Below are 23,130 nucleotides of genomic sequence, written 5' to 3'. Positions count from 1 at the left end.
GCTGTAGACCACGCTCGTGATCGTACCCCCGAAGCCCGCCAGCTCGTCGACGCGCGACTCCAGATGCTCCATGGAGGTGGCGGCCAGCTTCAGCGGTCGGCCGGGCCGGGGGCCGGATGTCAGCGGGCCGGATGTCAGCGGGTCCTGGAAGAATCCTCGTCATGGAGTCATCCGACGAGCTTCTCCCCGGCACGGCCCAGGCACCGGCCCCGGCTCCGGCCGGTCCGGAAGCGAGCCGGGACGGCGGCCCGGAACGCCCGCTCGTCCGCTGCCGCCTCTGCGGACGACCGCTCACCGGCACGGGCTCCCGCAGGAGCGGCCTCGGCCCCACCTGCGACGCGAAGCTCCACCCCGCCCCGCCGGACACCCGCGCCCGCCGCCGGGAGGCCGACCAGGAGCCGCTGCCGGGGCTGTGAGCGCTCCAGGAAATGGTCCGTGACGGGCCCCCGGGCGTCCCGGTCCGGAACCGGATGTACGCGTGTCGTCGGCAGCCGTAATCTCGCGCCATGGACTTCGGGGACGGGCTGCTCAACGTGGTGGATGTCGAGTCGACATGCTGGGAGGGGGAGGCCCCGGCCGGGCAGGTGAGCGAGATCGTCGAGATCGGCCTCACCGTCGTGGACCTGCGGGCGGGCGAGCGGCTGGCCAAGCACCGGGTGCTGGTGAGGCCGCGGCGCTCGGTCGTCTCGGCTTTCTGCACCGAACTCACCGGCCTCACCCAGGCGGAGGTCGACGCGGGGGTCTCCTTCGCCGAGGCGTGCCGCTCGTTGACGGCCGAGCACCGCAGCGGGACGCGGCCCTGGGCGAGTTGGGGCGACTACGACCGCAAGATGTTCCTCGGGCAGGCTCGCGCGTCCGGCGTGCCGTACCCCTTCGGCCACCGCCACACCAACGCGAAGGCCGCGTTCACCGAGGACCGGGGGCTGCGGCGGAGACCCGGCATGGCCCAGGCGCTGGAGATCGCCGGGCTGCCGCTGGAGGGCCGTCACCACCGGGGCGACGACGACGCGTGGAACATCGCGGCGCTGGTGCTGGACGTGGCCGGGCGCGGTGGGTGGCCGCACGCCCGCTGACCCGGGACACGCGGGCGGAGGACGGCCGCGCCGAGCGGGGTGCGCCGACCCGTGAGAAGGGCCTTCCTGCGTCACGAGGGCGCCCGTAATGCCCTTCTCACGGCAGCGGCCTTCGGCCTCCCGGCAGGTGCGGGGCCCTCAGCCCGTGCGGATGCCGAGAGCGACGATCTGGGTGACCGCGTCGTCGGCGAAGTTGTCGTCACTGACCAGCACCAGGGTCCGCTCACCGCCCCGCAGGACCGGCCCCCAGGTCATGCCCTCGGTGTTGTCGACCGTGGACAGGGCGAGGTCGTCGAAGTCGGCGACGAGCCTCTTGCGCATCGGCACGATCCGCCGCCCGGTCAGGGAGTCGACGCGCTGCACGTCGGTCGCGCCCCGGGTGGTGGCGTCGTAGAGGCGGATCTTGTATCCGGAGCCGGCGACCCAGGAGCGTTCCAGCACCAGGTAGCGGCTCGGGTCGTCGGGGAAGGCGAGGATCGAGGGGACACCGGTGTCCGGGGGCCACGGGCTGGTCGGGTCGGACGCGGCGAAGATCTTGTCGATGGGGTAGGCGTACTGCCCGAGCACGTCTCCCGCCCGGCTCTGCTGGGTGACACGGACCAGGGCGCCGTTCTCCAGGTCGGGCTCCGGGCCGTCCTGGAGGAGCGGACCCTCGACGGCGCTGGTGAGAACGCGGTCCCCGGACCCGAAGGTGATCGCCTCCACCGCCTTGTTCCGCCGCAGTCCCCGGTCGTCCAGGGTGATCACGTAGTTCGGCGGCAGCCGCAACTGTCCCAGGTACGCGCCGGCGGGGGAGGCGAACTGGATCGACGGCTGGATCACCGGGGCGCCGGCGGACGTCGGACGGTCGCCCTCCTGCGCCCACCAGTAGTGACAGGTGCGCGGGTCGACCCGGATCTCCTCCGGGTCGACGGCCTTGCCGTCGTTGGTGCTCGCCGGCGGATATGCCGAGCCGTCGGGCTGCAGGAACGGGTGGGTGGAGGTGAACTCGACGGAGTGGACCCCGGCCCCGTCCACCTGGATCGCGGCGGTGTAGAAGCGGGCGGGCTGGAGGTACGAGCGGTCGTCGCTGATCAGGACGTACTCACCGGTGCAAGGGTTCCGGTCGACGCCGGACAGCCCGCCCACCGTCGTGTTCTCGAAGGAGAGCCCGCGCGGGACGATCTTCTCGCCCAGCAGCCGGGCGTGCGCTCCTGCGGGCGGTGCGGCTGCGGGACGGGCGATGGCGGCCTGCGCGGGGGTGGCGTCCGACTGCGCCGCCACGGCGGGGGCCACGGCAGCCGCCAGCATCAGCGAGGCGGCGCAGGCGCGACGGATCAAGGAGGATCTCATGCGATCGATCTTGGTCCGGAGGAGCGCCCGGCACAGTCGCCCATCCGTGTGATCGGTGTGCGCGCACGGGTGGGAATTGCCCCGATGAGGTGATTTCTTGACGAGCGGTCAACCTCCCCTGCGCGGAAACGGCCGCAAAACCGCTGGAGGTCCACGAGTAGGATGACCGCACGCGCCGGATGAGCGGACCGCCGCCGGAGCATCCAGAATCTTCAGGGCATTCACATGATGATGCGGAGCGACGAATGGACCCGTCCCCACCTCTCCTGCGCGGCGACGGGGCCATCGCTTCGAGACTGGAATGCACGATCTGCGGCAATGGTCACCTGGGATACATGGTGAGAGAGGGCACGGGGAGTGTCTTTCTCGAGTGCATTGAATGCATGTCGGCGTTCATGCGTATTTCCGGGGAGGAAATCTCCGAGGCCCGCTGGGTGAACGACGCCGACTGGGAATTCCGACCTGCGACACTCCCCGAGATCCGCGGGGCCGGACTCGAACACAGCGTCTCCCGCGCGGTATGAGGCTTGTCCGGGGACATGGGAATTCCCCTCCCGCGTGCCCCGGACGGAAGGCGCGTTCGCCCTCCGCGCGCGAGGCCCGGGAGGTCCCTGACAGCCGAAGGGGTCCTGTCCGGCGGTGAACCGGGCAGGACCCCTTCGGCGTCCGTGCGTCCCCTCGGACCTGACCCGCGATTCCGACGGAATCGGGGGACATCAGCATCCGTCACGCCCCCAGGCGCCGGAACAGCCCTTCCTGCACCACGGAGACCAGCAAGTTGCCCTCCCGGTCGTAGATCCGGCCGCGCGCCAGACCCCGGCCGCCGGTGGCGATCGGCGACTCCTGGTCGTACAGGAACCACTCGTCGGCCCGGAAGGGGCGGTGGAACCACATGGCGTGGTCCAGGCTGGCCATGTCGAAGCCACGCGGCCCCCAGAGCGGCTCCACCGGGAGGCGGACGGCGTCCAGCAGCGTCATGTCGCTCGCGTACGTCAGCGCGCAGGTGTGCACCAGCGGGTCGTCGCCCAGCGGGCCGACCGCGCGCATCCACACCGCGCTGCGCGGCTCCGCCTCGGTGACCTCCTCGCGCGTCCAGCGCAGCCGGTCCACGTACCGGATGTCGAACGGCTGGCGACGGGCCATCCGCTCCAGCGCCTCCGGCAGCCCGCCCAGGTGCTCGCGCACCTCGTCGGCGACCGTCGGCAGCTCCTCGGGGTCCGGGACGATGCGGGCGGGCGGCAACTGGTGCTCGAAGGCCGCCTCCTCGGGCCGGTGGAAGGAGGCGGTCAGGTTGAAGATGGTCCGGCCCTCCTGCACAGCCGTGACCCGCCGCGTCGTGAAGGAGCGGCCGTCGCGCACCCGCTCCACCTGATACACGATCGGCACGCCCGGCCGCCCCGGGCGCAGGAAGTAGGCGTGCAGCGAGTGCACCGGCCGGTCACCGTCGGTGGTCCGGCCGGCGGCGACCAGCGCTTGGCCCGCGACTTGGCCGCCGAAGACCCGCTGGAGGGACTCCTCGGGGCTCCGGCCGCGGAAGATGTTGACCTCGATCCGTTCCAGGTCGAGGAGACCGACCAGGAGCTCGGCGGGGTTCGTCATGCGCTTCTTCTCCACTCTCGCCGCCCCGCCGTCACCGTCGCGACCGGGCTCACAGCTGACCCACCGCGGTGACACGCACGACCGCGTGGCCTTCTTCGTCGGAGGCCGCGAGATCCACTTCGGCGCGGATTCCCCAGTCGTGGTCACCGTTCGGGTCGGCGAAAGCCTGCCACACCCGCCACACGCCGTGCGCCGGGTCCTCCTCGATCTTCAGCAGCTTGGGGCCGCGCGCGTCGGGGCCCGTACCCAGCTCGTCGAACTCGTCCCAGTAGGCGTCCATCGCCTCGCCCCAGGCCTCCTCGTCCCAGCCGGAGTCCCCGTCCAGCTCGCCGAGGTCGCGGACCCGGTCCAGCGCGGCCAGCTCGACCCGGCGGAACATCGCGTTGCGCACCAGCACCCGGAAAGCGCGGGCGTTCGCGGTGACCGGCTTCACCTCGTCGGCCTTCTCCTGCGCCTGCTCGGCGGTCTCCACCTCCGGGTTGGCGAGCTGCTCCCACTCGTCCAGCAGGCTGGAGTCCACCTGGCGCACCATCTCACCCAGCCAGGCGATCAGGTCCTGGAGGTCCTCGGACTTGATGTCGTCCGGGATCGTGTGCTCCAGCGCCTTGTACGCGCTCGCGAGATAGCGCAGCACGATGCCCTCGGTCCGGGCCAGCTCGTAGTTCGAGGTGAACTCCGTGAACGTCATGGCGCGTTCGTACATGTCCCGGATCACCGACTTCGGCGACACCGGGTGGTCCCCGACCCACGGGTGGCTCTTGCGGTACACGTCGTAGGCGTGCCACAGCAGTTCGCCCAGCGGCTTCGGGTACGTGACCTCCTGGAGCCGCTCCATCCGCTCCTCGTACTCGACGCCGTCCGCCTTCATCTGCCCGACCGCCTCCCCGCGCGCCTTGTTCTGCTGGGCGGCGAGGATCTGGCGCGGGTCGTCCAGCGTCGACTCGACGACGGAGACCATGTCCAGTGCGTACGACGGGGATTCGGCGTCCAGCAGGTCGAACGCGGCCAGCGCGAACGTGGACAGCGGCTGGTTCAGCGCGAAGTCCTGCTGGAGGTCCACGGTCAGCCGCACGATCCGGCCCTCGGCGTCCGGCTCCGCGAGCTGCTCCACCACACCGCCGTCGAGCAGCGAGCGGTAGATGGCGATGGCGCGCCGGATGTGCCGCAACTGGGCCCGGCGCGGCTCGTGGTTGTCCTCCAGCAGGTGGCGCATCGCCTTGAAGGCGTTGCCGGGGCGGGCGATCACCGACAGCAGCATGGTGTGGGTGACCCGGAAGCGCGAGGTGAGCGGCTCGGGGTCGGACTGGATCAGCTTGTCGAAGGTCGTCTCCGACCAGGCCACGAAGCCCTCGGGGGCCTTCTTGCGGACGACCTTGCGCTTCTTCTTCGGGTCGTCGCCCGCCTTCTTGACGTTCTTCTCGTTCTCGATGACGTGCTCGGGGGCCTGCGCCACCACGAACCCGGCCGTGTCGAAACCGGCCCGTCCGGCGCGGCCCGCGATCTGGTGGAACTCACGCGCCCGCAGCGTCCGCACCCGGGTGCCGTCGTACTTGGTGAGCGCCGTGAACAGCACCGTGCGGATGGGGACGTTGACCCCGACGCCGAGCGTGTCCGTACCGCAGATCACCTTCAGCAGACCCGCCTGCGCGAGCTTCTCCACCAGGCGGCGGTACTTGGGCAACATGCCGGCGTGGTGGACCCCGATGCCGTGCCGCACGTACCGGGAGAGGTTCTGGCCGAACTTGGTGGTGAAGCGGAAGTTGCCGATCAGATCGGCGATCTTCTCCTTCTCCTCCTTGCTGCACATGTTGATGCTCATCAGCGACTGCGCCCGCTCCACGGCGGCGGCCTGCGTGAAGTGCACGATGTAGACGGGGGACTGCCGGGTGTCCAGCAGCTCGGTGAGCGTCTCCGTGATCGGCGTGAGCCGGTACTCGTAGCTGAGCGGCACCGGACGGGTCGCCGAGCGCACCACCGAGGTCGGCCGACCGGTGCGACGGGTGATGTCCTTCTCGAACATCGCGACGTCGCCGAGGGTCGCCGACATCAGGACGAACTGGGCCTGCGGGAGCTCCAGCAGCGGGATCTGCCACGCCCAGCCGCGGTCGGGCTCCGCGTAGAAGTGGAACTCGTCCATCACGACCTGGCCGATGTCGGCGTACTTGCCGTCGCGCAGCGCGATCGAAGCCAGCACCTCCGCCGTGCAGCAGATGACGGGCGCGTCGGCGTTGACCGAGGCGTCGCCCGTCAGCATCCCGACGTTCTCCGTGCCGAAGAGCTTGCACAGGTCGAAGAACTTCTCCGAGACCAGCGCCTTGATCGGCGCGGTGTAGAAGGTGACCTTGTCCTGGGCCAGCGCCGTGAAGTGCGCACCGGCCGCGACCAGGCTCTTGCCCGAGCCCGTCGGCGTGGACAGGATGACGTTCGCCCCGGAGACCACCTCGATCAGCGCCTCCTCCTGAGCGGGGTAGAGGACGATTCCCTGACTCTCGGTCCACGAGGAGAAAGCCTCGAAGAGAGCGTCCGGGTCTGCGGTGGGGGGCAGCTGATCGATAAGGGTCACGCCCCCATCTTGCCTGCCTTCCGCCCCGATGAGGGAACCGGGCGGCCGTACGAAGATCACGGGCGGTACGCTCTTCACTCAACTCGGCCGCGCCGCAACGGCGTCGGCCGCACCGAGTTCTGGGGGCGGAAAAGACCATGATGGGACCGGCACACTCACTGTCCGGGGCGGCGGCCTGGCTCGGGGTGGGGGCGGCTGCCGCCGCCGCGGGTCACACCATGCCCTGGCCCGTCCTGGTCGTCGGGGCGCTGATCACGGCGGGTGCCGCGCTCGCCCCGGACCTGGACCACAAGTCGGCCACCATCTCCCGGGCCTTCGGACCGGTCTCCAAGGGGGTCTGCGAGGTCGTCGACAAGCTCTCGCACGCCGTCTACAAGGCCACCCGGGGCCCCGGCGACCCCCGGCGCAACGGCGGCCACCGGACCCTGACCCACACCTGGCTGTGGGCCGTCCTCACCGGCGCGGCGGCGTCCGGCGCCGCGATCCTCGGTGGACGCTGGGCGGTCCTCGCGATCCTCTTCGTCCACCTGGTGCTCGCCGTCGAAGGGCTGCTCTGGCGGGCCGCCCGCGTCTCCAGCGACGTCCTCGTCTGGTTGCTCGGGGCGACCAGCGCCTGGATTCTCGCGGGCGTGCTGGACCAGCCCGGTCACGGCTCGAACTGGTTCTTCGACGCACCCGGCCAGGAGTACATGTGGCTCGGGCTGCCGATCCTGCTCGGGGCCCTCGTGCACGACATCGGGGACGCGCTGACCGTCTCGGGCTGCCCGATCCTCTGGCCCATCCCGCTCGGCCGCAAGCGCTGGTACGCGCTGGGTCCGCCGAAGGCCATGCGGTTCCGGGCCGGCAGCTGGGTGGAGCTGAAGGTGCTGATGCCCGTGTTCATGGTGCTCGGGGGAATCGGCGCGGCGGGCGCTCTCAACATCATCTGATCCGGTCCGCGCGCACCCTCCAGCCCCGGTTTCCTCTCCGGGCGGCCGGCGCGACCCCGTAGGACCATGGGCTCATGCTGTTCATCCGGCTCGCCCAGGTCTCGCTCCAGGTCGCCGGGGACCCCGCCAGGAACCGGAAGGTCGAACTGCTGGCCGACCTCTTCCGGGACGCGGCCCCCGAGGACGTACCGATCGCCGTCCTGTACCTCGCCGGACGGCTGCCCCAGGGGCGGCTCGGCATCGGCTGGTCCACCCTCGGCGATCCGGTCGCACCCGCCGCCTCGCCCACCCTCACCCTCGCGCACACCGACGCCGAACTGACCGCGATCGGAGCGCTGACCGGCCCCGGCTCCCGGGCCGCACGCGCGGAGCGGCTGCGCGCCCTGCTGGGCACGGCCACCGGCGACGAGCAGCACTTCCTGCGAGCCCTGATCCTGGGCGAGCTGCGCCAGGGCGCCCTGGACGCCATCGCCGTGGACGCACTGGCCCGCGCGTCCGGCGCGGCTGGGCCCGACGTACGCCGGGCCGTCATGCTCGCCGGCTCGCTGAAAGACGTGGCGGTCGCCCTGCTCGCGGACGGCCCCGAGGCCCTCGCCCGCTTCCGGCTCACCGTGGGACGCCCCGTCCACCCGATGCTCGCGCACACCGCGGGCTCGGTCGCGGAGGCGCTCGACAAGCTCGGCGGCTGCGCGATCGAGGAGAAGCTCGACGGCATCCGCGTACAGGTGCACCGGGACGGCTCGGGCGTACGCGCCTTCACCCGCACCCTCGACGACATCACCGACCGGCTCCCCGACCTGGTGACCGCCGTCGCCGGCCTTTCCGGCGAACGCTTCGTCCTCGACGGCGAGGTGATCGCGCTCGGCCCGGACGGCCGGCCGCGCCCCTTCCAGGAGATCGCCGCCCGGGTGGGCTCCCGCCGTGAGGTGGCACGCGCGGCGGCACAGCTCCCGGTGGTCCCGGTCTTCTTCGACGTTCTGCTCGTGGACGACCAAGACCTCCTGGACCGGCCGCTCACCGAACGGCACGCGGCTCTCGCCCGGCTGGTACCCGAACACATGCGGGTACGCCGCACCCTGGTGACCGACCCCTCGGACCCGGCGTCCCGGGACGCCGCCGACGCCTTCTTCGCCGCGACCCTGGAACGCGGCCACGAGGGAGTGGTCGTCAAGGACCTCGCCGCCCCCTACAGCGCCGGCCGCCGGGGCGCGTCCTGGCTCAAGATCAAGCCCGTGCACACCCTCGACCTGCTGGTGATGGCCGTCGAGTGGGGCAGTGGCCGCCGCACCGGGAAACTCTCCAACCTGCACCTCGGCGCGCTGGGCCCCGACGGAGAGCCGGTCATGCTCGGCAAGACCTTCAAAGGGCTCACCGACCAGCTGCTCGCCTGGCAGACCGAACGCCTGCTCGCGCTCTCCACCGGCGACGACGGGCACGTGGTGACCGTCCGCCCCGAACTCGTCGTGGAGATCGCCTACGACGGGCTCCAGCGCTCCACGCGCTATCCGGCCGGCGTCACCCTGCGCTTCGCCCGGGTTCTGCGCTACCGCGAGGACAAGCGTCCGCAGGAGGCCGACACCGTCGCCACCGTGCTCGCCGGACGGAGCTGAGGACAGACCCGAGGGGCCCGCGCACACCCGGGGCGCACACGCCGGAAGGCGCCGCCCGGGTGGTCTCCCGGCGGCGCCTTCCGGCAGTCGTGGTCCTGGGGTGTCACTTCCGCTTCGCGGCGGACTCCGTGCGCGCGAGGAGTTCCTCGGGGCTCAGATAGGCGTCCGTGTACTCGAAGTCCCGCAGCGTCGCCGGCTTGCGCGCCTGGAAACCGGTACGGACGAAGTCGTCACCGGCCACCGCGTTCAGCAGCCAGTTGGTCATCACCCGGGTCTTCGCGACGTTCGTCCGCAGCGCGGACCAGTGGTAGCCGCGCGCCACCGCCTGGGCGGGGATGCCCTGCAGTTCGATGCCGAGCGGCTTGGAGACCGCGTCCCGGCCACCGAGGTCCACGACCAGACCCAGGTCCTTGTGCACGTACGGCTGGAGCGTGCTGCCGCGCAGGGAGGCGAGGACGTTGTCCGCCACGATCCGGCCCTGGCGCATCGCATGCTGGGCGGTCGGCGGGCAGACCGCGCCGTCGCCCTTCGCGAGATCGGGCACCGCGGCCGCGTCCCCCAGCGCGAACACCCCGTCGGCGCCCGGCAGCGCCATCTCCGGATTCACCGCGAGCCGGCCGCGCACGGTCTCCGCGCCCAGCGTGGCGATCAGCGGGCTCGCGGCCACACCGGCCGTCCAGATCAGGGTGCGGCAGGGCAGCACCCGGCCGTCCGTGAAGGTGACCTCCTCCCGGTCCGCCTTCGCGATCGACACGCCCAGCGACACCTCGATGCCGCGCTTGCGCAGGATCTTCATGGCACTGACACCGAGCTTGTCGCCCAGCTCCGGCATGAGCTTCGGGGCGATGTCGATCAGGTGCCACTTGATCAGCTTCGGGTCCAGCCGCGGGTAGTGCTTCACGGCGTTGGTGGTCAGCCGCTGCAGACAGGCCGCCGTCTCGGTCCCGGCGTATCCGCCGCCCACCACGACGAACTGGAGCCGCGAGGCGCGCTCCGCCTCGTCCTGACTGGCGTCCGCGACGTCGAGCTGCTCGATGACGTGGTCCCGTACGAACGCGGCCTCGGCGAGCGTCTTCATACCCCGGGCGTTGTCCAGCAGACCGGGGATGTCGAACGTCCGGGTCACACTTCCGGCGGCGAGCACGATGTAGTCGTACGGCTCGTTCACGATCTCGTCCGTGATCTTGCGGATCACGCAGATCTTCGCCTTGGTGTCCACGCCGATAGCCCCGCCCGGCACGATCCGGGTGCGGTGACGGCTGCTGCGCCGCAGCGACACGGCCACCGACTGGGGGGTGAGCACGCCCGAGGCGACCTGCGGCAGGAGCGGCAGGTAGAGCTGGTACGAGAACGGCGTGACGAGCGTGATCTGCGCTTCTCCCGGCGAGAGCCGACGCTCCAGTCGGCGCACGCACTCGACCCCGGCGAAGCCGGCGCCGACGACGAGAATCCTGGGTGGTGCCACGGTGTGCGTCCCTTCTCAAGGCTACGCGGTCGTGTCTCACCTGCCCCGAAGTCCGGGCGGGTCACCTCACATCCTCACCGCAGACCCCTGAACGCGCCTCCCGGCCCGGTGAATCGGGCCTGGGGGCCCCGACGGGCCAACGGAACCGGGCGCTACCCGAACGGGCCAACGACCGGCCCCGCCGCTTTCTTCAGTAGACGTCACGGACGTAGCGCTTGTCCGCCGCCAGGCGCCTGACGTAGGCGGCGGCCTCGTCGGCGTCCATGGAGCCGTGAGTGGCGACGATGTCCCGCAGCGCCCGGTCGACGTCCTTGGCCATGCGACCGGCGTCGCCGCACACGTAGAAGTGGGCGCCGTTGCTCAGCCACTGCCAGAGGCGGGGTCCGTGCTCACGCATCCGGTCCTGGACGTACACCTTGTTGCGCTGGTCGCGGGAGAAGGCGAGGTCGAGGCGGTCGAGGTGCCCCGACGCCTTGTACGCCTCCAGGTCCTGACGGTGGTAGAAATCGGTGGCCCGGCGCTGCTCGCCGAAGAAGAGCCAGTTGGGGCCCGAGTGGCCGCGCGCCTGCCGTTCCTCCAGGAACCCGATGAAGGGAGCCACTCCGGTGCCGGGGCCGACCATGATCATCGGTGTGGACGGGTCCGTCGGCGGGCGGAAATGCGGGGAGCGCTGTACGAAAACCTGCACCGGGCCGTCGTCGGCGTGGTCGGCGAGATAGGTGGAGCAGACGCCCTTGCGGTCGCGGCCGAGCCGGTTGGCCCAGCGGACGACCGAGACGGTGAGGCGTACCTCGCCGGGGTGGGCCAGCGGACTGGAGGAGATCGAGTACAGCCGCGGCTGGAGGCGCTTGAGCGCTCCGGTCCACTCCGCCGCCGAGGCGCGCACCGGGAACTCGGCGACCGCGTCGGCCGCCTGCCGGCCCCAGCTCCACTTGGCCAGCGCGTCCTTGTTGTCGGGGCGCAGCAGCCGCTTCAGCTCGTGGCTGTCGGTGCGCTCCATCAGGAACCGCAGCAGGCCGGTGCTGACACGGGAGATGTCCAGCCGGGTGCGCAGCGCCTCCTCCAGCGTGAGCGGCCCGCCGTCACCGAGGTCCACCGGCTCGTCGGGGTCGAGGCCGGTGAGCGCCAGCCACTCGGCGGTGAGCCCAGCGCTGTTGGCCGGCCAGACGCCGAGCGCGTCCCCGGCGTCGTAGGCGAGTTCGCCGTCACGGGTGTCGAAGGCGAACTGCCGCACCTCCTTGCCCGAACCGGGCAGGCTCAGCAGCCTGTTGCCGACGAGAAGGGTGGCGAACGGCGAGGTTCTCGTGTAGCCGGCCGGAGCGGTGACGAATCGCGGGGCGGCCGGCGCGGAAGCGACGGGGGACGCGGCCCCGGCCGGGCCCGCGGGGCCGGGACGCCCGTCGCCGGCCCCTCCTTCCGCTTCGGTCAGGGCGGTGAGTACCTGGCCCAGCCACTGCTCGGCCCGCTCCCCGAAGTCGGGTTCGCAGTCGGCGCGGGGGACGAGGCGGGTGGCACCGAGGGCGGCGAAACGCTCGTCCAGCCGGCGGCCGTGGCCGCAGAAGTCGTCGTAGGAGGAGTCGCCGAGGGCGAGTACCGCGTACCTGACCCCTTCCAGCCGTACGGCCTCCTCGACCGAGAGGTTCTGCCAGAAGTCGCTGCCGTTGTCCGGGGCTTCGCCGTCGCCGAACGTGCTGGTGACGAGGAGGACGTCGGTCCCGGGGGTGAGGTGCGCGGGTGTCGCCTCCGCCATGGCCAGGAGTTCGGGGGTACGGCCCGCCATCGTGAGGTGCGCCGCGGCGCCCTGGGCGAACTCCTCGGCGTTGCCGGTCTGCGAGGCCCACAGGAGGAGCAGGCGGCGGCCGGGTGCGGCGGCTTCGCCGGCCGGAGCGCCCTTTGGGCCCGGTATCCCGGCCGGGGCGCGACCCGGTGCGGACGTGTGGTCCGCTGCCGCAGTGCGGGAGAACATCCCCGCGAGGACGCCGTCGACCCAGAGCGCGTGGCCGGAGTCGAAGGGCGCGTCCGGCGGCAGGACCGGTACGCCCGCGGCCGGCGGGGCGGCGGCGAGCCCGGAGAGGTAACCGGACAGATAGCGGCGCTCCGGCTCGGCGAGCGGAGGCGGAGCGAGCTCGGGGAGGCCGAGCAGGGCGGCGAGCGCCAGGACGGGGGAGCCGGCCGGGGCGGCGGTCGCGGCGGGGGCCACGGGTGCGGGGAGCAGGTTCACGGGTGTGGTCTCCGGTTCGGTGCTCGGGCGGCCCGCCGGGACGGGGGCGGCCGTCCGGGCGAGGCTGACGGCACAGACTTTGAACTCCGGCTGGAAGGAGAGCGGGTCGACGGCGTCGTTGGTGACGGCGTTGACGCTGAGGTACTCGCCGAACAGGTCGTTCCAGTGGAAGGGAGCGAACGCGGTGCCCGGCAGGACCCGGTCGGTGACCACCACGGGCAGGACGGCACGCCCGCGCCGGGAGGTGACCTCCAGGTGATCGCCGGCCGCCACACCGAGCCGCGCCGCGTCCTCGGGGTGGACCTCCACGAACGGTCCGGGGTTCAGCTTGGTCAGCTTGGCCACCTTTCCGGTCTTGGTCAGCGTGTGCCACTGGTGCTGCAACCGGCCCGTGTTGAGCAGGAACGGGAAGTCGTCGTCGGGGAGTTCGGCCGCGGGCAGGTGCGGCCGGGCGAAGAAGCGGGCGCGTCCGCTCGCGGTGGGGAACGCGAGACGGGGGCGGGTGCCGTCCTCCCGCTCCAGCAGGGTCTGGCTCACACCGTCGTTGAGATAGCGGACCGGGTTGCGGTCCGGTCCGTCGGTGGCCGGCGCCGGCCACTGGACCGGGGTGTCGCGCAGCCGGTCGTACGTCACACCGCGCAGGTCCCAGCCGGTCGCCGGGTTCCACGCCTGCTTGAGCTCCTCGAACACCTCCTCCGCCGAGGAGTACGTGAACCCGTCCGCGAACCCCATCGCGCAGGCCACCCGCGCGATCAACCGCCAGTCGGGCAGGGCCTGACCGGGCGGATCGACGACCCCCTGGACCAGGGTGAGGTTGCGCTCCGAGTTGACCATGACCCCGTCGGACTCCGCCCACAGCGTCGCGGGCAGCACCACGTCCGCGTAGGCGTTGGTCTCCGTCTCGGCGAACACGTCCTGGGTGACGACGAGTTCGGCGGCCTCCAGGCCGGCGATGACCGTCCTGCGATTGGCCACCGAGGCGACCGGGTTGGTGCAGATGATCCAGCACGCCTTGATGTCACCGGCGGCCAACTGCTCGAACATCTCCACCGTGCCGCGCCCGGTTTCGGTACGCAGCGAACCCTCGGGTATCCGCCACAGCTTCTCGGTGAAGGACCGCTCGGCGTCGACCAGCACGGACCGCTGGCCGGGCAGGCCCGGGCCCATGTAGCCCATCTCGCGCCCGCCCATGGCGTTGGGCTGGCCGGTCAGCGAGAACGGGCCTGAGCCGGGGCGGCAGATCGCACCGGTGGCGAGGTGCAGATTGACCAGCGCGTTGGTGTTCCACGTCCCGTGGGTCGACTGGTTCAGGCCCATGGTCCAGCAGCTCATCCACTCCCCGGCCTCGCCGATCCACCGCGCGGCCAGCCGGATGTCTGCCTCCGGGATGCCGGTGATCTCCGCGACCCGGTCGGGCGTGTACTCCGCGAGGAAGGCGGGCATCTCCTCCCAGCCCTCGGTGAAGGCGGCGATGAACTCCTCGTCGGTGTGGCCGCCTTCCACCAGCAGGTGCAGCAGGCCGTTGAGCAGGGCGAGATCGGTGCCCGGCTTGATCCGCAGGAAGAGATCGGCCTTGTCGGCGGTGGCGTTGCGGCGCGGGTCCACGACGATCAGCTTGGCGCCGGACGCCTTCACCCGGTCCATCATGCGCAGGAAGAGGATGGGGTGGCAGTCGGCCATGTTCGCGCCGATGACGAAGAACGCGTCCGCGCGGTCGAAGTCCTGGTACGAACCGGGCGGGCCGTCTGCGCCGAGCGACAGCTTGTATCCGGTGCCCGCCGACGCCATGCACAGCCGCGAGTTGGACTCGATCCGGCTGGTGCGGACGAAGCCCTTGGCCAGCTTGTTCGCCAGGTATTGCGCCTCCAGCGACATCTGCCCGGAGACGTAGAAGGCCAGCGCGTCCGGCCCGTGCTCGTCCAGGATCGCCCGCAGCCGGCCCGCCACCATGGCGACCGCCTCGTCGACGTCCGTGTCCACCGGTTCGGCGCCCCGCTCGGCGCGCACCAGCGCCCTGCCCACCCGCCCGGGCGCCGACATCAGGTCGGCACTGGTAGCCCCCTTGGTGCACAGCCGACCCGAGTTGGCGGGGTGCGACTTGTCCCCGTACGCCTTGGCCACCCGGCGGCGCCCGTCGGCCGGGTCCCGTACCAGGTCGAGTACGATCCCGCAGCCCACGCCGCAGTACGAACAGACCGTACGGACGCTGCCGTCGTCCGAGCCAGATGTCACCGAACCCCCACCCCGCGTGCGTGCCTTACCGGGCGGGACCGGTCGCCGCGAGGCGGTGATCCCGAGAACAGCACCGTAGGAAGAGCGAATTTCCGGATGGTGACGCGCTGCGGGTGCGCGGGGTTACTCCCCGCGCACACGACCAGCCGACGCCGTGTGAGGCGGGGCGGGGCGGAAGCCGGCCGGGCACGAGGACGGGCGGGCCGTGAGGCGGGCGGGGCTCACCCCGGGGGTGACAAGGGGGGAGCCCCGCGGGGCTCACCCGTGCCAGGACCGCCAAAGCGCCGCGTAGGCGCCGCCCGCCGCGACCAGCTCGTCGTGGCTGCCGAGTTCGCTGATCCGGCCCTTCTCCACGACCGCGATCACGTCCGCGTCGTGCGCGGTGTGCAGCCGGTGCGCGATGGCCACCACCGTCCGGCCTTCGAGCACCCGGGCGAGCGACCGCTCCAGATGCCGGGCCGCACGCGGGTCCAGCAGCGAGGTCGCCTCGTCCAGCACCAGAGTGTGCGGATCGGCCAGGACCAGCCGCGCCAGCGCGATCTGCTGGGCCTGCGCCGGGGTCAGCGCCAGGCCGCCCGAACCCACAGCGGTGTCCAGACCTTCCTCCAGCGCCCTCGCCCAGCCGTCCGCGTCCACCGCCGCGAGCGACGCCCACAGTGCGGCGTCCTCGGCGCCGGTCCGCGCCAGCAGGAGGTTGTCGCGGAGCGAACCGACGAACACGTGGTGCTCCTGGTTGACGAGTGCGACGTGCTCGCGCACCCGTTCCGCGGGCATCCGGGACAGCTCCGCGCCGCCGAGCGTCACCTCGCCCGTCCTCGGCGCGTAGATGCCCGCCAGCAGACGGCCCAGGGTGGACTTGCCCGCCCCGGACGGGCCGACCAGTGCGATCCGGGTGCCCGGGGCCACGTCCAGCGTCACCTCGTGCAGCACGTCCACCCCGGACCGGTAACCGAACCGGACCTCGTCCGCCCGGACCTCCCGGCCCTCGGGACGGACCGACTCGTCACCGGCGTCCGGCTCGATGTCGCGCACCCCCACCAGCCGCGCCAGCGACACCTGCGCCACCTGCAACTCGTCGTACCAGCGCAGGACCAGCCCCAGGGGATCGACCAGCATCTGCGCCAGCAGCGCACCGGTCGTCAGCTGGCCGACGGTCATCCATCCCTCCAGGACGAACCAGCCGCCCAGCATCAGTACGGTGCCGAGGATCGTCACGTACGTGAGGTTGATGACCGGGAAGAGCACCGAGCGCAGGAAGAGCGTGTACCGCTCCCAACGGGTCCACTCCATGACCCGTCGCTCCGACAGCGCCACCCGGCGCGCGCCGAGCCGGTGGGCCTCCACGGTCCGCCCCGCGTCCACCGTTTCCGCGAGCATCGCCGCCACCGCGGCGTACCCCGCGGACTCCGAGCGGTACGCCGAAGGCGCCCGCTTGAAGTACCAGCGGCACCCGGTGAGCAGCAACGGCAGGGCGACCAGGACCGCGAGCGCCAGCGGCGGCGCCGTCACGGTGAGCGCGCCGATCAGCAGGCCCGCCCAGACCACCCCGATGACGAGCTGCGGAACGGCCTCGCGCATGGCGTTGGCCAGCCGGTCGATGTCCGTGGTGATCCGCGAGAGCAGGTCGCCCGTGCCCGCCCGCTCCAGCACTCCGGGCGGCAGTCCCACCGCGCGTACGAGGAAGTCCTCGCGCAGGTCGGCGAGCATCTCCTCGCCGAGCATCGCGCTGCGCAGCCGCATCGTCCAGGTGAAGAGCGCCTGGATCAGCAGGGCCGCCGCGAAGATCGCGGTCGTCCGCCCCAAGTGCAGGTCGGCGGCCCCGTCCGCCAGGTCCTCCACCAGCCCGCCCAGCAGGTACGGGCCGACGATGGACGCGACCACCGCGACCACGTTGGCGCCGACGAGCACGGCGAACGCACGGCGATGACGGCGCAGCAGGTCGCGGACGTACGCCCGCACGGTGGCGGCGGAGCCCACCGGCAGGGTGGTGGCCGTCGTCGGCGCGGCCGGGTCGTACGACGGTGGTGCGAGGCCGATCATGCCCTCTCCTCGATCTCTCCGGCTTCCCGGAGGCTGTTCAGCTCGTCGGTGGCGCTGCCCGTCCCGGTGCCGTACGGCGGTCCGGTCGGTGAGGCCGCCGCCTCGTCCTCGGTCTCCCGGGTGACGACCGAGCGGTAGAGCGGGTCGGTGAGCAGGAGTTCGCGGTGCGGTCCAACCGCTACGACGGACCCGGCGTGGACCAGCGCGACCCGGTCGGCGAGGTCCAGCAGCAGCGGGGAGGAGGAGAACACCACCGTGGTGCGGCCCCGGCGCAGTTCCCTGATCCCGGCGCCGACCCTGGCCTCCGTGTGCGAGTCAACGGCCGAGGTCGGCTCGTCGAGTACCAGCACCTCGGGGTCGGTGACCAGCGAGCGTGCCAGCGCCAACCGTTGCCGCTGCCCACCGGAGAGCGAACGGCCGCGCTCGGTGATGCGCGTTTTCATCGGGTCGCCGTCCGTGTCGACGGACGCCTGGGCCAGCGCGTCCAGCACGTCGTCGCAGTAGGCGGCCGACAGCGCGTCCTCGGCGCGCACCGCTCCCGAAGCCGGCACGTCGAGCAGCTCCCGCAGCGTGCCGGAGAGCAGCACCGGGTCCTTGTCCTGGACCAGGACGGCGGTACGCGCCCGCTCCAGCGGCAGTTCGTCGAGCGCGCTGCCGCCCAGCAGCACGGACGGCACCGCGATTCCTTCCCCGGCACCGTCCCCCGTGTCCTCGGCGGGGGCGTGGCCGCCGAGTCGTTCTGCCAGCCGTCCCGCCTCGTCCGGGTCCCCGCAGACCACGGCGGTGAAGAGCCCCGCGGAGGCCAGCAGACCGGTGACCGGGTCGTACAGATCGCCGGAGGGCAGCTCGGTCCCGGCCGCGGCGGGGCGCTCGTCCTGCCGCGCGTCCCGACGCAGCGACAGGACCCGGACGGCGCGCTGGGCGGAGGGACGGGAGAAGGAGTAGGCCATGGCGATCTCCTCCACCGTCCGCAGCGGATACAGCAGCAGCATCGCGGAGTTGAACACGGTGACCAGCTGCCCCACCTCGATCTCCCCGTCACGGGCCAGCCCGGCTCCGTACCAGACCAGCGCGATCAGCAGCAGGCCGGGCAACAGCACCTGGACGGCGGATATCAGGGACCACATGCGGGCGCTGTGCACGGCCGCGCCGCGGACCTCCTGCGAGGCGCGGCGGTAGCGGCCGAGGAAGAGTTCCTCGCCGCCGATGCCGCGCAGCACCCGCAGCCCGGCGACGGTGTCCGACGCCAGCTCGGTGGCCTTGCCCGCCTTCTCCCGCTGGAGGTCGGCCCGCCGGGTCGCCCGGGGCAGCAACGGCAGCATCGCCAGAGCGAGTACGGGTACGGAGAGCGCCACCAGGAAGCCGAGCGACGGCAGATACAGCACCAGGCCGACGCAGATCAGCACGAGGGCGACCGCCGACGCGGCGAACCTGGAGAGCGCCTCGACGAACCAGCCGATCTTCTCCACGTCCCCCGTGGAGACCGCGACCACTTCGCCGGCCGCGACCCGGCGGGTCAGCGCGGAGCCGAGTTCGGCGGTCCGCCGGGCGAGGAGCTGCTGCACCCGGGCGGCGGCGGTGATCCAGTTGGCGACAGCGGTGCGGTGGAGCATGGTGTCGCCGACCGCGATGCCGATGCCGAGGAGCAGGATCATGCCCCCGGACAGAGCGAGCCGCCCGCCGGAACGGTCGATCACCGCCTGCACCGCGAGACCGGCCGCCAGCGGCAGCCCGGCCAGGGCCAGTTGGTGGAACAGCCCCCAGGAGAGCGAGAAGAGCTGTCCCTTGAGCTGGTTGCGGCCGATCCAGACGAGGAAGCGGGGGCCGGACCGGACGTCAGGATCGCCGGGGTCCTGGTACGGAAGATCACGAATCTGCATGAGGTCCCAAGAATCGGAAGTACGGAGTCCACCGGCGACGGGGCTACCGAAGTGGTGAGGGGCAAACAGTAAGGTTTGCCTCTCCTACCGGTTCCGGGCAAATGATTTTCCGTGGATCGGTGCCTTTTCTCCTGATAGCCGAATCGCCGGGACCCCAGCAGTCCGAACCGCATCTGGAGGCCCGGAGAGATCGCGGTGGCGGGGCGTCAGACCTCCGCCGGCGCGAGGAGTCGTGCCCCCGTCGCCGCGCGGACCTCCTCCTCGCTCACGCCCTCGGCGCACTCCATCAGGACCAGGCCGTCCTCGGTCACGTCGACGACGGCCAGATCGGTGATGATCCGGTGGACGACTCCGCGCCCGGTGGCGGGCAGCGTCAGCTCCTCGACGATCTTCGGAGTGCCGTCCTTCGCGGTGTGCTCCATCACCACCAGGACGCGCCGGGCCCCGTGCACGAGGTCCATCGCCCCGCCCATCCCCTTCACCATCTTCCCGGGCACGGTCCAGTTGGCCAGGTCGCCCCGGGCGGAGACCTGCATCCCACCGAGTACGGAGACGTCGATGCGGCCCGCGCGGATCATGCCGAAGGAGAGCGCCGAGTCGAAGTAGGCGGCGCCCGGCAGCACCGTCACCGTCTCCTTGCCCGCGTTGATCAGGTCCGGATGCTCCTCCCCGGCGACCGGGTACGGGCCGACGCCGAGGATGCCGTTCTCGGAGTGCAGCACCACGTGCACGCCCTCCGGAAGGTGTCCGGGTATCAGCGTGGGCAGGCCGATGCCCAGGTTCACGTAACTCCCGTCGAGGAGTTCCCGGGCGGCCCGGGCGGCGAGCTGGTCACGGTCGAGAGGCATGTCGGTTCTCCTTCGCCGCCGCGGCGGCGGGCTCGGTGGTGGTCGGGACGGTGGGGGCGATCGGTACCCGCACGGCGCGGACCGTACGGCGTTCGACGCGGCGGTCCTCCGGGTCGGCGGCGACCACGTGGTCCACGAAGACGCCCGGCAGATGCACCGCGCCGGGGTCCAGTTCGCCCGGCTCCACGATCCGCTCGGCCTCGACCAGCGTGACGCGGCCGGCCATCGCCGCGAGCGGGTTGAAGTTCGCGGCGGCGGCGTGGAAGACGCAGTTGCCGTGACGGTCGGCCACGGCGGCGCGCACCAGGGCGAAGTCGGCGGTGATCGCCTCCTCCAGCAGATAGCGCCCGCCGCGGAACTCCCGTACCTCCTTCGGCGGCGACGCCACCGCGACCGTGCCGTCCGAGGCGTACCGCCAGGGCAGGCCGCCCTCCTCCACCTGCGTGCCGACACCGGCGGGGGTGAAGAACGCGGGGATGCCCGACCCGCCCGCGCGCAGCCGCTCGGCCAGCGTGCCCTGCGGGGTGAGTTCCACCTCCAGTTCCCCGGAGAGGTACTGGCGGGCGAACTCCTTGTTCTCCCCGACGTACGACGACGTCATCCGGACGATGCGCCCGGCGCGCAACAGCAGTCCGAGGCCCCAGTCGTCGAGGCCGCAGTTGTTGGAGACGACCCGGAGGCCGCCGGTACCGGCCTCCACGAGGGCGGCGATCAGCGCGGAGGGGATGCCGCACACGCCGAAGCCGCCCACGGCGAGCAACGCGCCGTCCGGAATGCCGGCCACCGCCCGAGCGGCGGAGTCCACCACCTTGTCCATGCTCATGTCTCTGTGCCTGCTTCCGTACGGGGGAGAGGGGGCCCGGGCCAGGGCAACGGCGAGGGGCTCGACGGGCGAACGGCCCGCCGGTACGCCGTGTCGGAAAGGGCGCCGGCCCGGGTGCCGGGCGGGATCGGACGGTGCGGAACGCGGTGCCCCGGGCCGCCCGCCGTACACGATCGCCGTCCCCCGGACGGCGCCGCCATGTGGGCCGGGCACATGAGCGGGGCCACAGGTGCGGTGCACGGCACCATGTCGGCGCCGGTGGGCAACTTTTACCGTCCCAACCGTCAGAAAACCGCGCCGCCACCGCCGTCCGCGCAGAAGTGCCCCGCTCCAGGGAGCACGACCGGGACAGGACCGGTGCGGCCCCCACTCCCCAGGAGCCGGCCGATGTCCGTCAACTCAGCCCACCCCCGCCGCACCAGAACCCTCACCGCCGTGTCCGCCCTCGCACTGTCCGCCCTCCTCGCCTCGGGCTGTGCCCAGGCGGGCACGGCCGGTTCCGACACGTCGGACTCCGGTGGGGCCAAGACCGTCGACGTCGGCCTCGTCTACTCCAAGACCGGTCCGCTGGCCGCCTACGGAAAGCAGTACATGGAGGGCTTCAAGGCCGGGCTGGAGTACGCCACCAAGGGCACCGGCAAGGCCGGCGGCCGGACCATCGAGGTGACCGAGCGCGACGACGCGGGCGACGCTTCCAAGGCGGTCGCGGCGGCCAAGGATCTCATCGGCAAGGGCACCAAGATCATCGCGGGCAGCACCGACTCCGGCATCGCCCTCCAGATGGCCCCGCTCGCCGCACAGAACAAGGTGCTGTTCATCGACGGCCCCGCCGCCACGGACGCGGTCACCGGCATCAACAAGTACACCTTCCGGTCGGGCCGGCAGTCCTACCAGGACACCCTGACCGCCGCAGCGATGCTCGGCGACGCCAAGGGCAAGAAGGTCACCGTCCTCGCCCAGGACTCCACCTTCGGCCAGGCCAACGTGGCCGCGGTCAAGGCGGTCCTCGGAGGTGAGGGCGCCCAGGTGTCGTCGGTGCTCGCACCGCCGAGCGCCACCGACCTGACCCCGTTCGCCCGGCAGGTCAAGTCCGCCGGGCCCGACCTGGTCTTCGTCGCCTGGGCGGGTGCCACCGCGCCCGCGTTGTGGACGGCGCTCGACCAACAGGGCGTCCTCGCCTCCTCCACCGTCACCACCGGGCTCGCGGGCACCGCCTCGTACCCCGTCTTCGGCGCCGGCGGCGAGAAGATCACCTTCCTCGCGCACTACTTCGCCGGAGCGGCGGGCACCGAGGCCGAGAAGGCCATGACCGCCTCGGTCGAGAAGGCCGGAGGCACCCCCGACCTGTTCACCCCGGACGGCTTCAGCGCCGCGCAGATGATCGTGCGCGCGGTCGAGGAGGGTGGCGACGACGTGGACGCCATGGTGAAGGCCCTGGAGGGCTGGACGTTCGAAGGCGTCAAGGGCGAGCAGCAGATCCGCGCCGAGGACCACGCCATGCTCCAGCCTATGTTCCAGGCGAAGCTCAAGGGCAACGGCGCCGGCGCGGTCCCCGAGCTGATCAAGAAGCTCCCGATGGGCGACGTCGTTCCTCCCGTCAAGCCGCTGGCGGGCTGATCCATGACCGCGACACCCCGGAACCCCGGGGACGGGCCGGGTGCCCAGGCGCCCGGTGCCACCGTCCTCGCTCTGGAGTCCGTCGGCTGGACCGTCGGCGGCGCGACCATCCTCACCGACGTCACCCTCGACGTCCGGGAGGGCGAGTTCCTCGCCTTCATCGGCCCCAACGGGGCGGGCAAGACCTCGCTGTTCAACCTGATCAGCGGCCTCGTCCCGGCGACCACGGGCCACGTCGTCCTGGACGGCACCGACATCACCGGCGAGGCCCCGCACGCCCGGGCGCGGCGCGGACTCGGCCGCACCTTCCAGACGTCGAGCCTGTGGCCCGCGATGAGCGTCGCCGAGCACGTCCGGCTCGGGGCGCAGGCCGCGGGCGGTGGTTCGTACCGGATCTGGCGGCGGGCCTCCCGCTACCGGACGCAGGTCGACGACGTGCTCGCCCGTACCGGCCTGGAGCACCGCGCCGACGCCCTCGCCGGCTCCCTCTCGCACGGGGAGAAGCGGAAGCTGGAACTCGCCGTCCTGCTGGTCGGCGAGCCCCGGCTGATGCTGCTCGACGAACCGATGGCGGGCGTCAGCGCCGAGGAGATCCCCGCCCTGACCGAACTGATCCGAGGCCTGCACCGCGACGAGGGCCGCACCGTACTCATGGTGGAGCACCACATGGACGTCCTGCTGGGGCTGGCCGACCGGCTCGCCGTCATGCACCACGGCAGCTTGCTCGCGCTGGACACCCCCGAAGCCGTGACCGCCGACGCCACCGTGCAGCAGGCGTACCTGGGAGCGGCCCTGTGAGCGCTGACCGCGCCGACCGTCTCCGTGCGCAGCGCGTCCGTCAGGTAGGTCCGCTCGGGCAGCGACAGGCGGCCCAGCAGGGTCGGCCGTGGGACCGCGG

At 72.0% G+C, this 23,130-nt stretch carries 15 protein-coding genes and 1 pseudogene; 6 read left to right on the top strand and 10 right to left on the bottom strand.

Annotation, left to right across the window (positions count from 1 at the left end):
* Positions 1 to 93: pseudogene (locus tag ACWD3D_RS15025) on the bottom strand (Lrp/AsnC family transcriptional regulator); the annotation flags it as partial.
* 68 nt (positions 94 to 161) lie between these two features.
* Between ACWD3D_RS15025 and ACWD3D_RS15020 the strand changes: the two are divergent.
* Positions 162 to 416, top strand: coding sequence for a DUF6011 domain-containing protein (locus ACWD3D_RS15020; RefSeq protein WP_451461304.1), 255 nt, complete (start codon positions 162 to 164; stop codon positions 414 to 416).
* Positions 417 to 506: 90 nt separating this feature from the next.
* Positions 507 to 1,073: an exonuclease domain-containing protein gene (locus ACWD3D_RS15015; RefSeq protein WP_451461303.1), complete on the top strand. Its 567-nt coding sequence runs from the start codon at positions 507 to 509 to the stop codon at positions 1,071 to 1,073.
* Between the two features lie 138 nt (positions 1,074 to 1,211).
* Here ACWD3D_RS15015 and ACWD3D_RS15010 read toward each other — a convergent pair whose 3' ends face one another.
* The 3 genes from ACWD3D_RS15010 to ACWD3D_RS15000 all read right to left on the bottom strand — a co-directional run bounded on the left by ACWD3D_RS15010 (position 1,212) and on the right by ACWD3D_RS15000 (position 6,567).
* A complete protein-coding gene (locus ACWD3D_RS15010) occupies positions 1,212 to 2,405 on the bottom strand; it encodes an esterase-like activity of phytase family protein (RefSeq protein WP_451461302.1) in 1,194 nt (397 codons plus the stop codon).
* 726 nt (positions 2,406 to 3,131) lie between these two features.
* Positions 3,132 to 4,004: an acyl-CoA thioesterase gene (locus ACWD3D_RS15005; RefSeq protein WP_266701523.1), complete on the bottom strand. Its 873-nt coding sequence runs from the start codon at positions 4,002 to 4,004 to the stop codon at positions 3,132 to 3,134.
* A gap of 49 nt (positions 4,005 to 4,053) precedes the next feature.
* Positions 4,054 to 6,567: a DEAD/DEAH box helicase gene (locus ACWD3D_RS15000; protein ID WP_451461301.1), complete on the bottom strand. Its 2,514-nt coding sequence runs from the start codon at positions 6,565 to 6,567 to the stop codon at positions 4,054 to 4,056.
* Between the two features lie 137 nt (positions 6,568 to 6,704).
* Here ACWD3D_RS15000 and ACWD3D_RS14995 point away from each other — a divergent pair, with 137 nt between their 5' ends.
* Positions 6,705 to 7,496 (top strand): metal-dependent hydrolase, encoded by a 792-nt coding sequence (locus tag ACWD3D_RS14995; RefSeq protein ID WP_451011387.1) that lies wholly within the window; start codon positions 6,705 to 6,707, stop codon positions 7,494 to 7,496.
* A gap of 74 nt (positions 7,497 to 7,570) precedes the next feature.
* Positions 7,571 to 9,106 carry an ATP-dependent DNA ligase gene (locus ACWD3D_RS14990; RefSeq protein WP_451461300.1) on the top strand — a complete coding sequence of 512 codons (1,536 nt, stop codon included), beginning with the start codon at positions 7,571 to 7,573 and terminating at the stop codon, positions 9,104 to 9,106.
* Between the two features lie 103 nt (positions 9,107 to 9,209).
* On the opposite strand, the gene ACWD3D_RS14985 is transcribed toward ACWD3D_RS14990, so the two are convergent.
* From ACWD3D_RS14985 to ACWD3D_RS14960, 6 genes are all read right to left on the bottom strand, one after another.
* A complete protein-coding gene (locus ACWD3D_RS14985; RefSeq protein WP_451461299.1) occupies positions 9,210 to 10,571 on the bottom strand; it encodes an NAD(P)/FAD-dependent oxidoreductase in 1,362 nt (453 codons plus the stop codon).
* Between the two features lie 190 nt (positions 10,572 to 10,761).
* Entirely contained in the window at positions 10,762 to 15,024 is a 4,263-nt protein-coding gene (locus ACWD3D_RS14980) for a molybdopterin-dependent oxidoreductase (RefSeq protein ID WP_451461298.1), read from the bottom strand.
* Positions 15,025 to 15,282: 258 nt separating this feature from the next.
* Positions 15,283 to 17,064: an ABC transporter ATP-binding protein gene (locus tag ACWD3D_RS14975; protein WP_451461297.1), complete on the bottom strand. Its 1,782-nt coding sequence runs from the start codon at positions 17,062 to 17,064 to the stop codon at positions 15,283 to 15,285.
* The gene (locus tag ACWD3D_RS14970) at positions 17,061 to 18,944 is read right to left on the bottom strand and encodes an ABC transporter transmembrane domain-containing protein (protein ID WP_451461296.1); all 1,884 of its coding nucleotides are present in this window, start codon (positions 18,942 to 18,944) and stop codon (positions 17,061 to 17,063) included. The genes ACWD3D_RS14975 and ACWD3D_RS14970 overlap by 4 nt, the downstream gene beginning before the upstream one ends.
* 206 nt (positions 18,945 to 19,150) lie before the next feature.
* The gene (locus tag ACWD3D_RS14965) at positions 19,151 to 19,792 is read right to left on the bottom strand and encodes a 3-oxoacid CoA-transferase subunit B (RefSeq protein ID WP_451461295.1); all 642 of its coding nucleotides are present in this window, start codon (positions 19,790 to 19,792) and stop codon (positions 19,151 to 19,153) included.
* Entirely contained in the window at positions 19,776 to 20,615 is an 840-nt protein-coding gene (locus ACWD3D_RS14960) for a CoA transferase subunit A (protein ID WP_451461294.1), read from the bottom strand. Before ACWD3D_RS14960 ends, ACWD3D_RS14965 begins: the two co-directional genes overlap by 17 nt.
* 387 nt (positions 20,616 to 21,002) lie before the next feature.
* On the opposite strand from ACWD3D_RS14960, the gene ACWD3D_RS14955 reads away from it, so the two are divergent.
* Together ACWD3D_RS14955 and ACWD3D_RS14950 are read left to right on the top strand one after the other, a co-directional pair.
* Positions 21,003 to 22,232, top strand: coding sequence for a substrate-binding domain-containing protein (locus ACWD3D_RS14955; protein ID WP_451461293.1), 1,230 nt, complete (start codon positions 21,003 to 21,005; stop codon positions 22,230 to 22,232).
* A gap of 3 nt (positions 22,233 to 22,235) precedes the next feature.
* Complete coding sequence (locus ACWD3D_RS14950; RefSeq protein WP_451461292.1) at positions 22,236 to 23,030, top strand: ABC transporter ATP-binding protein; 795 nt, start codon at positions 22,236 to 22,238, stop codon at positions 23,028 to 23,030.
* The last annotated feature ends 100 nt before the right edge of the window (positions 23,031 to 23,130 follow it).

It is taken from the genome of Streptomyces sp. NPDC002690 (assembly GCF_053592415.1).
Note: the sequence above shows the minus strand (reverse complement) of the source record. Positions and strands in the feature narration are given on the sequence as shown.